We start from the raw sequence: 14,285 nt of genomic DNA, 5'->3' as shown, positions 1-14,285 counted from the left end.
GCCGAGGTGCCGCGACGGCCTCGGCACGCCCGTGAACGCGAGCCCGCCCGCGAGAGTGTCACGGCGGCCGTGCTGGCCGCCGACGTCCGGCCGTACTGGCAGTTCGCTCAGTTCACCGAGCACGTCCTGGCCTGCGCACAGGCCACGCGGTCCGAGGCCGCGCTGGTCGCCTCGCACGTCGCCGCGCTGAGGCTGCCCGGCTGGCGCTGGGGGCCCGTCCAGGAGCTGCCCCAGGCCATGATGACGACATGGCTGGTGTGCCAACGGCCCACGCGGGCCGTGGTGGACGAGGTGGCCGGCGTCGTGCGGTCCGTGCCGGCCCGACCAGACGTGATCATGCCTGTGCTCCGGTGAGGCTTACCAGGCCGCCCCTCGGTCAGGGCGGCCTGGTAAGGCCCGCTCACCAACGGTCCCAGTGCAGGACCTCCTCGCGCGGGATCCGGGGGGCGGGCTTGAAGTCGGTGCCGAGGGTGAAGGCCAACGGGATGAACGCCGCCAGCATGACCTCCTCGTACGGAACGCCGAGCACCTGGGCCAGCTCGCGTTCCAGCGGTCCCTGCGCGGTGGTCCACACCGTGCCCAGACCGCGCGCCCGAGCGGCCAGCATGAAACTCCACACAGCCGGAAGGATCGATCCCCACGCCCCCGCCTGCACGGCCACCGGGGCGCGGTCAGTGCGTCCCTCCACGCCCGGAATGACGAACGCGGGCACCCGGTGGATATTGTCGGCCAGGTGGCGCAGGCCGTCGAAGACCCGCTCGGTGGAGCCGGAATGGTAGTTCATGCGCCACACATCTCGTTCGGTCAGCGGCTGCCCGCCGGCCATGGCCAGGGCGCCCAGAAAGATGTCGGCCACGGCCCGCCGCTGCTCGGCCTCGGTCACGACCATGAAGTGCCAGCGCTGCCGGTTGCGCCCGGTGGGCGCCTGCACGGCCAGGTCCACACACTCCTCGATCAGCTCGCGCGGCACCGGGCGGGTGAGATCAAGGCGCTTGCGCACGGCGCGGGTCGTGCTCAGCAGTTCGTCCGGGGTGAGATCCAGCATCACGATGTGTCTCCTTCAGGCGATGGGGGCGGGCACGGGTGCGGGGCGGCGGGGTCGCAGGCCGAAGGCGGCGACGAGAGCGCCGAGCAGAGAGAAGCAGCCCGCCGTCAGGAAGGCGATCCGGTATCCGGCCGGCGTGGAGCCGCCGAGCGTCATCATCGCCGCCAGCACCGCCACGCCGATTCCGGCGCCGATCTGGACGGCGGAGGTGACCAGTCCTGAGGCCAGTCCCTGGCGCTCGTCCGGCAGACCGGCGACAGCGGCGATGTTGAGGCTCGGGAAGGACAGCCCGTTGCCGATGCCATGGACGACCAGCGCGGGCAGCAGCATCGTGACGTAGTCGCCGCTGGCCCCGGCCCGCAGGAACAACAGGATGCCCGCGCCCTGGACCAGCATCCCGGCGGCGGCCACTCGCCCCAGGCCCCACCGGCTGATCAGCCTGCCGGCCACGTTGGCGGCGATGACGATGGCCAGGCCCATCGGGACGATCCCGAGCCCGGTGGCCAGCGCGGTGTAGCCGAGCACCTGCTGCAGATACAGCACAGCGACGAACTGCCAGCCGATCGTCGCACACGCCCAGGCCAGCGCCGCGAGATTGGCGGCGCCCACGGTGCCGGACCTGAACACCTCCAGCGGGACGAGCGGCGCGCGTCGCCGGCGCTCGATGACGACGAACGCGCCCAGCAGCAGCACGGCCACGACACCGGCCGGCCAGCTCTTCTCGGTCAGCGCGAACACCAGCAGCAACACGCCGCCGGTGACCGCGGCCGCGCCGGCGACGTCGAACCCCTCACGCGCCCCAGGCGGCCGAACGCCGCGGGGCAGCACCAGCGGCGCTGCGGCCAGCACCGGCAGGGCGATCGGAACCGGCAGGAAGAACACCAGCCGCCAGCTGATCTCGGTCAGCAGGCCGGAGGCGATCAGCCCGGCGGTGTAGCCGGTCGCCCCGGCCAGCGAATAGACCCCCAGCGCCCGGTTGCGCTGCGGCCCCTCGGCGAAGGTGGTGGTGATGAGCGACAGTGCCGCCGGGGCGGTGAGCGCGGCCGCCACCCCCTTGATCACCCGGGTGGCCACCAGCGGCCATCCGGCCGAAAGCAGCCCGCCGACCAGACTCGCCGCCGCGAACACCGCCAGCGACAGCAGGAACACCCGGCGGCGGCCGAACAGGTCGGCGATTCGGCCGCCGAGCAGGAGAAAACCGCCGTAGGCGACCGCGTAGCCGGACATCAGCCACTGCAGAGTGCTCTCCGGCAGCGATAGATCACGCCCGATGGCAGGCAGGGCCACGCCCATCAACGACAGGTCCATCGAGTCCAGGAACACCGCGGCACACAACAACACCAGGGCCACCTGTTGACGGCCATTGGTTCGGGTCACGATCACTCTCCATCTGCATGCAAACAATTGGCGGACAGACGGTTCGGACCGTATGTCCGAAAATCATCTGCTGTCAAACAGTCTGTTTGGAGATGGATCTGCGGTAGGCTTACGGCTGAACGCACGAGGGAGAGTGATGGCGACAACGACCAGAACGACGGACCGTGGGACGGCCTACTTTCCCCGACTCGCCGCCGAGCGGCTCGACATCGCGCTGTGCCGGGCCTCGGCCACCGTGGCCCGCGCCGCCGACGCGCATGCCACCGAGGAAGGGCTCGGAGTCGGGCAACACCTCGTGCTCCAGATGCTCGACGCCATCGGCCCCTGCTCCCAGCAGACGCTCAGCGAAGAACTCCGGATCGACCGCAGCGTGATGGTCGGCATCTGCGACGACCTGGAAAAGGCGGACCACGTCCGCAGGGAACGCAACCCCCGCGACCGGCGCTCCTACGCCGTCACCATCACCGACTCAGGCCGCCGGCGGCTATCCCAGGCCCAAGCCTTGATCCCGGCCTTCCTCGAGGACACCTTCCAGGCCCTCACCCCCGCCGAGCGCGGCCAGTTGAGCGCACTCCTCACCAAACTCCTGCGGGCCGACGCCAGCGGCTCTCACTGACCCCATGCCAGTGACCCAGGCCCAGGGGTGTGGGGCCCGCGGGCCCAATCCATTGCAGCGTTCTTGCCTGTGCTGAACGATCCCGTGCTTCCGAGATTGCGCTATCCGGGTTGCCTCAGGAGCCCGGATCCGCTTCCGAGATTACGAAGCGCGTCCGGGCGCGCATGTTCCTGTCCTGGCTGGCCGATCACGCCGCCAGCTGTTCCGCCGATCCCCGCGCCGCTGCTGCTCGATGCCCAGCCGGTCGTGTAGTTCGCGATTCCAGTCGGCAACCCGCTCATCGCTCCACACCAGCGCCTTAGGACGTTCCGCATCCGGGAGTTCGACCACCGCCGCCGGGTTGAGGCCGATCAGCCGCTCCTGCCTGATCGCGATGTTCAGCGCGTACCGCAAAGTGGCGCGGATGCGATGCATGGTGGCCGGACCGACCGGCCGCCGGTAACGGACCGAGATCACGCGAGCCGGCTCGCCACTGCCGCGTTCGGTGGCGATGACGTCGTTGAACTCCTCGATCGCATCGAACATCCCCGCCACATCCGACACCCGCAACCGATGCCGAGTACGGACGTTGCGCCGCACCCCCTCCACCGCGGGAAGAGTCCTGGTGTCCTTGAGCACCGACAGCATCAGCTCGGTGACCTTCCGCTGGACATGCGGATCCTCATCCAGCGCCAGCAGCGCCCGAGCATGCACGATTTTTTCATCTCCTCGGGTCGGTCCCCCACAATGGGACGCGGCGCCCCCTTTGGGCAGGGAAACTGTCGGTATGGCTTTCCCGCCTCACGATCATCAGCCCTTCGCTCACCTGAGCGTGCCCAACGCGACCTTCTACCGGGAGATCCTGCGTTCCTTCGCGCGCGCGAAGGAACGTTTCATCGTGCATCTGCGGCCCGAAGACGTGGCGGCGGAGCTGCGGCGGGACAACGACGACGCGCTCACGCAGGCGCTGGACAAGCTTCGGGAATGGGGCAACCTGCGGGCCGACGCCGACACCGGCAGGGTCACGAGCGTGGAGGACTTCCACCGCAAGAGGTACCTGTTCCAGCTCACGCATGCGGGGCAGGCTGCCGAGCAGGCGATCGCGTTCTACGAGGATGCCATCGGGAAGCGCGGGGCACTGCAGTCGGTGGCGTTGGGAGACATCGCCGAGCAGTTGCAGTCGCTGGCCGCCCTGGCTCAAGGCCCGGACCCCGACCCGGCGCGCGTGCACCTCCTGCTGCTGTCCCTGTCCGATCGGTTCTCGTCCCTGGCCGACAACGCGCAGGCGTTCATGGCCTCGTTGCGGCGCGCGATCGACTTCTCCGACGGTGACGTGGCAGGGTTCATCGCCTACAAGGAACGGCTGATCGACTACATCAACCGTTTCATTGCCGACCTCGCCAACTCCGGCGCACGGATCGCCACGCTCCTGGGCGAACTGGAGAAATGCGACCATGATCGGCTGCTGTGGCTGGCCGCGCGGCGGGAGGCCGCCGACGCGGTGCCCGACGAGGAGGACGCGGCGGAGGCGTACGGGAGAGCCGAGGAAGCGGCGTTCGCCTCCTGGTCCAATCGCTGGCGGGGGCTCCAGGACTGGTTCGTCTCCACGGGCGCCGGCCGACCGTCGCAGGCGCGGTTGCTGCGCCAGGCGGCGATCACGGCGATCAAGCAACTCATCGATGCGGTGGGGCTGCTCAACGAGCGACGATCCGGGCGTTCCGATCGGTCCGCGGATTTCCGGGCGCTGGCGCGCTGGTTCGCCGAGGCGCCCGACGAGGAGGCTGCGCATCGGTTGTGGCGGGCGGCGTTCGGGTTGACCCCGGCCCGGCATCTGACGGTGACAGCCGCGACCCTGGACGAATGGCGTGAGGTCGGATCCGGGGTTCCCTGGCTGGAGGCCCCGCCGATCAGGATCTCGCCGCAGCTTCGCCGTACCGGTTCCTATGAGCGGCGCGGCAGGCCCAACAAGGTGACCGACCGCTCCCAGGCCCGTAGGCTGCTGCAGGAGCAGGCCGAGCGGGAGGCGGGCGAGACGGCCGCCGCCCGGGCGGCGCTGCGGACCGGCGACCCAGTCCTGCTGTCGGAGCTGAACGTGCTCGATCCGCGGGCGTTCCGGCTGTTCCTGGGGCTGCTCGGCGACGCGCTCTCCGCCCGCCGCCCCGGGGAGACGGAGGTGAAGACGGTGAGCGCCGACGGCTCGATGGAGGTGCGCCTGACGCTCGTCCCTGACGGGGGGCAGGTGGAGATCCGTACGGACGACGGTGTGCTCACCGGACCCGAGCACGTGATAGAGATCACCGACCTGATGGCGGCGCGATGATCTCCGACGAGGAGCAGGCCCAGCGGCAGGCCGCGCTACGCGCGCTGCTGGCCAGGCCGCTGCTGACCGCCGAACGCGACCCCGAGGCGCTGGTGCTGGTGCGCCGGCACGTGACCGAGCTGCGCGACTGGCTTTCGCGCGAGACCGGCTGGCGGCTGACCGTGGACTCGGGTGCGGCGCGGCTGTTCAAGACCGCCCCTGACACGCGGGACGCGACCCATCCAGCGCGGGGCAAGGCGGGAGAGCCATACGGTCGGCGCCGCTATGTGTTGATCTGCCTGGCTCTGGCGACGCTCGAACGGGCGGACGCGCAGACCACGCTCGGCCGGCTGGCCGAGGAGGTGCTGTCGTCCGCGGCCGAACCCGAGCTTGACTTCGACTTCACCCTCGACAGCCGCGCCGAACGGGCCGACCTGGTGGCCGTGGTGCGCACGCTGCTGGATTGGGGGGTGCTGCGCAGGGTCGCGGGCGACGAGGACGCCTACCTGTCCGCGACCGGCGACGTGCTGTACGACGTGCGCAGGCCGGTGCTGGCTGCGCTGCTCACCGGCACGCGGGGCCCGTCCACGATCACCGCGGTCCCGTTCGAGGACCGGCTCGCCGAGCTGACGGCCGAGCCGGTGGCTGACACCGACGACCTGCGTAACCAAGCTCTGCGTCGCAGGTTGACCCGCAAGCTGCTGGAGGATCCGGTGATCTATTACGCCGACCTCGACGAGGACGAGCGGGCCTACCTGGCCTCGCAGCGGCATGCCATCGTCCGCCGGCTGGAGGAGGCGACCGGGCTGGTGCCCGAGGTGCGCGCGGAGGGCATCGCGATGGTCGATCCCGATGACGAGCTGACCGACGTCCGCATGCCGGAGCAGCGTACCGACGGTCACGTGACGCTGCTGGTCGCAGAGCAGCTGGCCGCCCACGGCGAGCTGACGATGGAGGAGCTGAAGTCCTTCGTCCGGCGGGCGGCCCGTGAGCACGCCTCCTTCTGGCGCAAGGGCGTGACGGAGCCGGGAGCCGAGGACGGGCTGCTGTCAGGGGCACTTGCCAAGCTCACGGCGCTGCGGCTGGTCCGCGTCACCGGGAACGCCACCATAGGTCTGCCTGCCATCGCTCGATACGCCCTGGACGAACCCGTCATCAAAGGACAATGATGCCGCCCTCCCCGACCTCCGAACGCTGGAAGCCACTGCGCGCCGGGCTTGTCGACCTGTTCTACTACGACGTGGAGGAGTTCCACTTCCACGACGGTCGCCTGCTGTTGCGCGGCAACAACGGCACCGGCAAGTCCAAGGTGCTGGCCCTGACGCTGCCGTTCCTGCTAGACGGGGAGCTGGCCCCGCATCGGGTCGAACCGGACGGCGACCGGCAGAAGCGCATGGAGTGGAACCTGCTGCTGGGCGGCAAGCATCCCCATCCCGAGCGACTGGGCTACGCGTGGATGGAGTTCGGCCGCCGTGCGGCGGACGGTTCGGAGGAGTTCCGTACGATCGGGTGCGGGCTGAAGGCGGTCAAGGACCGCGGCATCGTCCGGCACTGGTTCTTCCTCACCCCGCAACGCGTGGGCGCGGAGCTCCATCTGCTCTCCTCCACCGGAGTGGTGCTCACCCGGGAGAAGCTGCGTGATGCCGTCGAAGGCCGAGGCATGGTGTACGACCGGGCCGCCGACTATCGCAGGGCCGTGGACGAGGCTCTGTTCGGGCTCGGCGAGCACCGTTACGAGGCTCTGGTGAACCTTCTCATCCAGCTACGCCAGCCGCAGTTGTCCAAGAAGCCGGACGAGAAGCTGCTGTCCCGCGCCCTCACCGAGGCGCTGCCACCGCTCAGTCCCGCTCTGATCGCCACGGTCGCCGAGGCGTTTCGCGGCCTGGACGAGGAGCGGGACGCCTTGCGCGGGCTGGCGGAGGCGCGCGAGGCGGCGGCGGGCTTCCTGGTCCATTACCGCCGGTACGCCGCCATCGCGGCCAAGCGCAAGGCCGCCGTACCGCGACTGGCACACAGCCGCTACGAACATCTGGGTCGCGACCTCGGCGAGGCCGAGGGCCGCCACGCCGCGGCGGAGTCGGAGCTGGCGGCGGCCCAGCAGGTGCTGGACGAACTGGAGGCACAGCGGACCCTGCTGGAGGCGCGCCGCGACGCCCTCCGGCAGAGCCCGGAGATGCGTGACGCGGAACGACTCAAGCGGACCGGCCAGGAGGCCGAACGGCTGGCCGACCACGCCCGCCGCTGTGCGCAGGAACGGGACCGCCTCACAGGCGAGGCGCAGCGCCGCCAGCAGCGGGCCCGTACGGCCCGGGACAAGGCCGACGCGGCAGGCCGCGACCTCGGCCGGGTGAGAGACCTGACCGTATCGGCCGCCCGTGCGGCGCGATGCGAGCCCGAGACCGCTCGCATCGCACCGTCCGAGCCCGATCACCTCATCACCGCCGGCCAACCGGAGCTGGCGCGAATCAGGCGTGCGGCGGAGGAGCTGGCGGACCGCCAGGAACAGGCGATCGGCGAGCTGGAGCGGCTCATTGACGGCGTGCGGCAGGCGCAGGAGCGGATGAGATCCGCGCGTGCCGAGGTGGAGCGGCTGACCACGGAGACGCAGGCCGTCGCCGAGCGCGTCGCCGGCGCGGAGGAGGCGGTGAGCGGAGCGGTCGCCGGGCTCGTCCAGGAGTACACCCTCTACCTGGCCGGTCTCGTCGAGCTGCGGCTGGACGATCCCGACGAGGTGATCGCGGCGCTGGAGTCCTGGGCCGCCTCCACCGACGGCCCCAACCCGGCCGCGAGCACCGTGGGCGACGCGGCCAGAGCGGCCACCGACGCTCTCGGCCGGTTGGGCGCGGAGCTGGACTCCGGGTTGGAGGAGGCGACGCAGGCCGCCGCGGACCTGTCGGAGGAGATCGTGCGGCTGGAGGCAGGCGGCCACGAGACGCCGCCCCCACCTCACACGCGCGACCCCGCCACCCGCCTCGGCCGTCCCGGCGCGCCCCTGTGGAAGGTGGTGGACTTCGCCGGCGCCCTGCCTGCCGACCATCGGGCCGGGCTGGAGGCGGCACTGGAGGCCGCCGGGATCCTGGATGCCTGGGTGACGCCGGACGGGACGTTGCTGGCCGAGGACGACGCCGTCGTCGTGGCCGGCGAGCCGCTGACCGGCCCATCCTGCGTCGCCGTCCTGCGGCCGGCCGTGGACCGGGCCGATCCGCAGGCTGCGGCGCTGGCCGACGGCGCCGTGGAGGCCGTGCTCTCAGGCATCGGCCTCGGCTCCGGCCACGGTCACCGGGCGTGGGTGGCGGTGGACGGCCGATGGGCGAACGGCGTACTCACCGGATCATGGCACAAGGTCGAGGCTCGCTACATCGGCGAGGGCGCCAGAGAGGAAGCGCGGCGGACCCGGCTGGCGACCCTTCGCGGGGAGCTGGACCAGGCGAATCGGCGGATCGACGACCTGCGTGGCCGGCTTGAGTCGCTCGCCGCGCGCCGGGAAAGGCTCGCCGCGGAACACCACGGCCTGCCTCCGGACGCCGACCTGCGGGAGGCGCACGTCAAGCGCGCCACCGCGTACGAACGGCGGGACGAGATCGCCGCCGCGCATGCCGCAGCGGCCCGGCTGCTTCGTGATCGGCAGGACGAGCTCCGGGACGCGGGCATCCGGGCCGAGGAGTTCGCCGCGGACGTCGGCCTGCCCGCCGAGCTCGCCCCGCTCGGCGAGGTCAAGGCCGCACTCACCCGCTATCGGCTGGCCCTGGCCCAATTGTGGCCCGCCGTACATGCCTGGCGCGACTCGCGCGAAAGCGCCGCGGACGCCGAAGAGGAGCTCGGCCGGACGAAAGAGCAGCTCGACGACGCCACCGAACTGGCCGCGAAGGCAGGCGAGGAGGCAGACGTCGCGGCCGAGGCGTACCGCACTCTGGCCGCGACCGCCGGCGCCGCGGTCGAGGAGCTGTTCAGCCGGCTCGACCAGGTGGAGCGCGAGCTGAGCGAGCGCGCCGTCGCGGAGCGCACCACTCGCCGACGCGAGCAGAAGGCCCTGCAAGAGCGTGGCAAGGCCGAGGGCGAGCGCGACACCCTGCGTAATCAGATCGAGGAGGCGACCACGGCACGCGACACCGCCGTGCGCGAGTTCCAGTCGTTCGCCGCCACAGGCCTGCTGAATGTCGCGCTCGCCGACCTGGACGTGCCGGACACGGACGGCGAATGGGCGGCGACGCCCGCCGTGCTCCTGGCCAGGACGGTCAACGCCGAGCTCGACGCCGTGGACGACGGCGACGGCCCATGGGACCGGGTGCAGAAGAAGGTCGCCGAGGAGCACAAGTTGCTGTCGGACGCCATGGCGCGGCACGGGCATTCGGTCGGGCTGACCCTGCGCGACGGCGTCATGATCGTGGACGTGGTCTTCCAGGGCCGGACCAGAGACATGCCGGAGCTGGCCGGGGCGCTGGCCGAAGAGACCGAGCAACGCGCTCAGCTCCTGTCGGCCAAAGAACGCGAGATTCTGGAGAACCACCTGCTCAACGAGGTCGCCGGCACGCTGCATGAGCTGATCGCCGCAGCCGAGTCCGAGGTCCAGGAGATGAACGCCGAACTGGAGTCCCGCCCCACCTCCACCGGCATGCGGCTGCGCCTGATCTGGAAGACGGCCAGGAACGCCCCTGACGGGCTCGACCGGGTCAGGGGCAAGCTCCGCCAGACCGTGGATGCCTGGTCCACCGCCGACCGGTCGGCCGTCGGCGCGTTCCTTCAGGAGCGGATCGCCCGCGAACACGCCGACAATCCAGCCGCGGGCTGGACCGAGGCATTGACCAGGGCGCTGGACTATCGCACCTGGCACGAGTTCGCGATCCAGCGCCTCCAGGACGGGCAGTGGCGAGCGGCGACCGGTCCCGCCTCCGGCGGCGAGCGGGTGCTGGCGGCATCGGTGCCGCTGTTCGCCGCCGCCTCGGCCCACTACAAGTCCGCGGCCAACCCGCACGCGCCTCGCCTGGTCGCGCTGGACGAGGCGTTCGCCGGGGTCGACGACGATTCCCGGGCCAAGTGCCTCGGCCTGCTGGCCACGTTCGACATGGACGTGGTGATGACCAGCGAGCGCGAGTGGGGCTGCTACCCGCAGGTCCCCGGCCTGGCGATCTGCCAGCTGTCGCGCCGTGACGGCATCGACGCCGTGCTGGTGACGCCCTGGCGGTGGGACGGGCGCGAACGGCTGCGGGTGGAACGCCCCGCCATCACGGTTCCCGCGCCGTCCCCCGCACCCCCCGTGCGGCAGGGCGGCTTGTTCGGCGTGGACGAGGACGGTGTGCCGGGTTGAGCGGCGGCGACACGGACGGCTCGGTCACAGGTGGCGGGGCGAGCGAGAGGCTGATTCGGCTGCTGGGCGGCGATGAGATCGCCTGGCTGGTCGACCGGGCACGCCACCGTCTGGAGCAGGGCAGGCCACCGACCGGGACGGTGACGCTCACGGCCGCGACCCCGGCCCAGCGCCGGGCGGCCGAGGCGCTGCTCGGCCGCCGCGCGGGAGCCGGTTCCTCGCTGTCGGTCTCCTTGGACGAGGTGGACCGCATCCTGCGAGCCAGTGGTGTCACCGCGGACGGGCTGCGCGAAGCCGTCGTCCGGCTGCGCGGTCCGATCCGGGACCTGTCCGGCGAGAAGGCTGCGCGGACGGCGGCCTGGGAACGTGCTTTCACCAGGCTCGATACGCTCGTCGCCAACCGTCCCGAGCTGTCCGGGTGGCGATCGTGGCTGGAGTCCACCGGCCTGGTCAGAAGGCTCGCCGCCACGGCCGGAGAGGCACGTACCCTGCTCGACCGGCTGAGCGCCGTACTGGAGCGGCTGCCGTCGCCGGGCACGCCCCTCGGCAGGTTGGCCGCCGAGACCTGTGGCGACGCACACGGCCTGGACGAAGGACGCCCGCTCGCGACCCTCGCCCTGTCCGCGGCACGCGCCCTGTCCGGCCTGCCGTACGCGGGCGAAAGCGGCGCGGACGCCCGCCGCTCGGTCTGGGCCGCGGTCGGCGTGCACCTCGATGACCTGTCCTCTCTCGTGCTCTGCCTGGGGCTTCCAGGTGACGACCGCTCCCCCACCGGACGCATGCTCAACGCCGCCAGGGCGGCGGGCGAGCCATGCGTGCTGACCCTGCGCCAGCTCCGCCGGCACGAGTCCCCCTTGCCTGCGGACCTGGTCAGGATCTGTGAGAACCCGGTGGTGGTGGCCGCGGCGGCCGACGAGCTCGGAGCCTCCTGCCCGCCGCTGATATGCGGGGGCGGCCGGCCGTCGACGGCCGTCTGGCGGCTCCTGGACCTCCTCGCGGCCGGCGGCGCGACGTTCGCCTACCACGGCGACTTCGACTGGGGCGGGATCGCCATCGCGTCCTCGGTCCACGAACGGCTCGGGTTTCAGCCGTGGCGCTTCGACGCCGCCTCCTACCAAGCCGTGCCCTCGTCGGCACCGCTGTCCGGTCAGGCCCGACCGACCCCCTGGGATCCGGCGCTCACCGTGGCGATGGAGCGACGCGGCGTACGGGTCGAGGAGGAACTCGTGCTTGCCGAATTGATCGCCGACCTGGTCCCGAAGAGGCATGGCGCTGAGTCCTGATGATGATCGGCGCGATGGTCACTCACGGCCGCCGCCGCGAGCTCCGGTTCGCCATGCTGACCCTGATCCATCTCCTCAGGCGTGGCTCAGGGTGAGCCCGCGACCACGGCGGTCAGTTCGTCCAGGACCAGGGTGCCGACGTAGCGGGCGTCCGGATCGAGTTCGTTGAAGAAGATCCGGCGCAGGCTCACCGGATAGGCCATGGTGTCCGGCAGGTCATAGGTGACCTGCTGCCAGCCCGGTTCGGTGATGAAGGCGGGCTCGATCGTGTGCAAGGTCCCGTTGCGGTCGACGACCTCCAGGCGCGTCCGGTGGACGTGCCCTTCCGCTTTCACCCAGAGCTTGAACGCCGTCGGTTCGCCGGACACCGGAAGGAGGTTGGAGACCGGCCAGATACCGACGCCGCGCGTCTCGGTGCTCTGGGTGAAGTCGTAGTCCAGCTTCAGCCCGTTGCCGTCGTGGCCGTCCGGGGTGGATGAGACGGTTCCGGTCGCGCGCAGGCTCCAGAAGCGCCAGTTCCACGTCTCATCGAAGTTCTCCACCATGCCCTGGGACGTCCCGATGCCCACGACCAGCTCGGTCGTCACGCCGCCGGCGGACACCGTGACGACGTGCTCGCCGTCGTCGGCGCGGGCGGTGACGGTGAACGCTCCGGCGCCGTCCGCGGTCACGTCCAGCGCGGCGTCGTCATAGGTGAGGGTGACATCGGCGGGATCGATGGGGGCCGCGTATCCGGCGGAGTCCGAGCCGTTGACCTCGAAGGTCCCCTTGGCACCCTTTTCGAGGAGGTTGAGCCGGCCGGGGCCGGTCTCCAGCTTGGCCAGCTCACCCAGCACGGTCAGCTCGATGTCCCCGGTGACCTTGCCCCACTTGGCCGTCACGGTCGTCTCACCCGGCGACCGTGCGCGGAACACGCCATCGCGGTCCACCCGGCCGATCCGGTCGTCCGCGACCCGCCACCGTGGCCTGGCTTTGCCGGGCAGATCGGCGGGACCGTACGTCTCGTCGAACGCGTCCGCGCTCAGCGCGCGGGTCAGCCCGGGGAAGACCCGCTCGGTACGCCATGACGCGGCCGGATCCGGGCCCGGGAACCGGTCGCGTTCCGTCGCCGTGCCCACCCAGAAGCCCGTGGCCCTGCCACTGCCCTCGGGAAGGAACATGGCCAGCCCGGTGGGCACCGGACGGGTGCCCGCGGGGTCGGACGGCCGGTTGACGAGTTCGGCGTCCTCCTCGCCGGGGTCGCGCGCGACGAGCGTCGTCGAGCCCCCGCCGTCGAAGTTCAGCGCGCTGTGCGCGCCCAGGTCGACCATCATCCGCGCCAGCTCGTTCAGCCCGATGCCGCGGGAGAACTCGGGCTGGCGGCCGTCCACCGCGACCAGCCACATCTTGGTCCCGTCGGCGGAGAAGCCGACGGCGGTGCGCGGTTCCGGCGTGTTGTTCCCCGCCGGGAGCTCGAGCGGTTCGCCGTCCGCGACGAGGAGCTGGCGGCCGCTCATGGCCGCCTCGACCTTCATGTCCCCAGGAGCGCGTACGTCGTAGTCGACGGAGACCGGGTCGCCGGGCCGCAACGAGGACAGCGCCTCCGCGCCGGCCTCCCGGCCCACCAGCACGAACGTGTCCTCGGCGATCGCGCCCTCCCGGGGGACGCCGGCCACCTCGGCCACGACGCCGTCCCGTACCACCACCTCGATGGTCCGCTCGACGCCCCTGACCGGATGGCAGCGGCAGTACGTGCCCCATACCGGGGTGAACATGCCGATCTGGTTGTCCAGCAGTTCCGCCTTGTTCAGCGCGTCCAGGGGGACGGTCCGGCCACCGGGCAGCTCGATGGTCCCCTCGAAGACGATCTCGCCGATGGCGCCCACCTGGTCCTCGGAGAACATCACCGCGGTCTGGTCGGTCTGCGTCGCCTTCGTGTTGGGCAGGGGCGACTGCAGGAGCTCGCCGTCCTGGATGCCCACGCCCCACGGCGCGCCGGATCCGGAGATGTCGAAGTAGTCCGAGTTCACCGCGGCGACGGCGCCCGCGTCCCGCGCCATGTCAAGGAGCGGACGCCGCGCAGCGACCTGGCCGGGAAAGAGCCGGCCGATCTGTACGCCGGACGTGAGGTCGACGGACATCTGGTAGGTCTGCAGCCAGCCCGGCTCTCCGGTCGCGCCGTCCGGCCCGTACATTTCGACCGTGCTCAGCTCGACACCCGGAGCGACCGGCCGGGTCTCGCGGTACGTTTCGGTGCGGCCGGTGGTCTGCGGCGAGCCGGCCGTGGCCGGGACTGCGAGCGGCTCCGTCTGCGCGTACGCCGGGCCCGTCAGGACAAGGGCGAGAGCCGCCGATAACAGGGCGAAAGGGACTTTCCATCGCATCAAACCGTGACGAGACAT

10 protein-coding genes are annotated in these 14,285 nt (G+C 71.3%); 6 read left to right on the top strand and 4 right to left on the bottom strand.

Features of this window, described 5'->3' with window-relative positions:
* Positions 1-6 precede the first annotated feature (6 nt).
* A complete protein-coding gene (locus tag FH608_RS19255; RefSeq protein ID WP_193318505.1) occupies positions 7-354 on the top strand; it encodes a hypothetical protein in 348 nt (115 codons plus the stop codon).
* Between the two features lie 46 nt (positions 355-400).
* Here FH608_RS19255 and FH608_RS19250 read toward each other — a convergent pair whose 3' ends face one another.
* Together FH608_RS19250 and FH608_RS19245 are read right to left on the bottom strand one after the other, a co-directional pair.
* Complete coding sequence (locus tag FH608_RS19250) at positions 401-1,045, bottom strand: nitroreductase family protein (RefSeq protein WP_226899696.1); 645 nt, start codon at positions 1,043-1,045, stop codon at positions 401-403.
* A 15-nt stretch (positions 1,046-1,060) separates the two neighbouring features.
* Positions 1,061-2,422: an MFS transporter gene (locus FH608_RS19245; protein ID WP_139631904.1), complete on the bottom strand. Its 1,362-nt coding sequence runs from the start codon at positions 2,420-2,422 to the stop codon at positions 1,061-1,063.
* A gap of 136 nt (positions 2,423-2,558) precedes the next feature.
* Between FH608_RS19245 and FH608_RS19240 the strand changes: the two genes are divergently transcribed.
* Positions 2,559-3,038, top strand: a complete 480-nt coding sequence (locus FH608_RS19240; protein WP_139631903.1) for a MarR family winged helix-turn-helix transcriptional regulator — start codon at positions 2,559-2,561, stop codon at positions 3,036-3,038.
* A gap of 141 nt (positions 3,039-3,179) precedes the next feature.
* Here the strand turns inward: FH608_RS19240 and FH608_RS19235 are convergent, their stop codons facing one another.
* The gene (locus FH608_RS19235; RefSeq protein WP_139631902.1) at positions 3,180-3,731 is read right to left on the bottom strand and encodes a hypothetical protein; all 552 of its coding nucleotides are present in this window, start codon (positions 3,729-3,731) and stop codon (positions 3,180-3,182) included.
* A 73-nt stretch (positions 3,732-3,804) separates the two neighbouring features.
* Here FH608_RS19235 and FH608_RS19230 point away from each other — a divergent pair, with 73 nt between their 5' ends.
* From FH608_RS19230 to FH608_RS19215, 4 genes are read left to right on the top strand one after another with little or no spacing between them, the layout of a single operon-like run.
* Positions 3,805-5,337, top strand: coding sequence for a TIGR02677 family protein (locus FH608_RS19230; RefSeq protein WP_139631901.1), 1,533 nt, complete (start codon positions 3,805-3,807; stop codon positions 5,335-5,337).
* The gene (locus FH608_RS19225; RefSeq protein WP_139631900.1) at positions 5,334-6,485 is read left to right on the top strand and encodes a TIGR02678 family protein; all 1,152 of its coding nucleotides are present in this window, start codon (positions 5,334-5,336) and stop codon (positions 6,483-6,485) included. The genes FH608_RS19230 and FH608_RS19225 overlap by 4 nt, the downstream gene beginning before the upstream one ends.
* Positions 6,482-10,621, top strand: a complete 4,140-nt coding sequence (locus FH608_RS19220; RefSeq protein ID WP_226899685.1) for a TIGR02680 family protein — start codon at positions 6,482-6,484, stop codon at positions 10,619-10,621. The genes FH608_RS19225 and FH608_RS19220 overlap by 4 nt, the downstream gene beginning before the upstream one ends.
* Positions 10,618-11,904 carry a TIGR02679 family protein gene (locus FH608_RS19215; RefSeq protein WP_139631899.1) on the top strand — a complete coding sequence of 429 codons (1,287 nt, stop codon included), beginning with the start codon at positions 10,618-10,620 and terminating at the stop codon, positions 11,902-11,904. The genes FH608_RS19220 and FH608_RS19215 overlap by 4 nt, the downstream gene beginning before the upstream one ends.
* Before the next feature lie 86 nt (positions 11,905-11,990).
* On the opposite strand, the gene FH608_RS19210 is transcribed toward FH608_RS19215, so the two are convergent.
* Entirely contained in the window at positions 11,991-14,267 is a 2,277-nt protein-coding gene (locus tag FH608_RS19210; protein WP_193318504.1) for a phosphodiester glycosidase family protein, read from the bottom strand.
* Positions 14,268-14,285: the final 18 nt, after the last annotated feature.

The organism is Nonomuraea phyllanthi, assembly GCF_006334985.2.
Taxonomy (GTDB): Bacteria; Actinomycetota; Actinomycetes; order Streptosporangiales; family Streptosporangiaceae; genus Nonomuraea; species Nonomuraea phyllanthi.
This window is presented reverse-complemented; position numbering and strand designations above follow the sequence as displayed.

Bases quoted from the DNA above. Each gene is read 5' to 3' on its own strand.
- FH608_RS19250 (WP_226899696.1), bottom strand. From the start codon at position 1,045: ATGCTGGATCTCACCCCGGACGAACTGCTGAGCACGACCCGCGCCGTG.
- FH608_RS19240 (WP_139631903.1), top strand. From the start codon at position 2,559: ATGGCGACAACGACCAGAACGACGGACCGTGGGACGGCCTACTTTCCC.
- FH608_RS19230 (WP_139631901.1), top strand. From the start codon at position 3,805: ATGGCTTTCCCGCCTCACGATCATCAGCCCTTCGCTCACCTGAGCGTG.
- FH608_RS19225 (WP_139631900.1), top strand. From the start codon at position 5,334: ATGATCTCCGACGAGGAGCAGGCCCAGCGGCAGGCCGCGCTACGCGCG.
- FH608_RS19220 (WP_226899685.1), top strand. From the start codon at position 6,482: ATGATGCCGCCCTCCCCGACCTCCGAACGCTGGAAGCCACTGCGCGCC.
- FH608_RS19210 (WP_193318504.1), bottom strand. From the start codon at position 14,267: ATGCGATGGAAAGTCCCTTTCGCCCTGTTATCGGCGGCTCTCGCCCTT.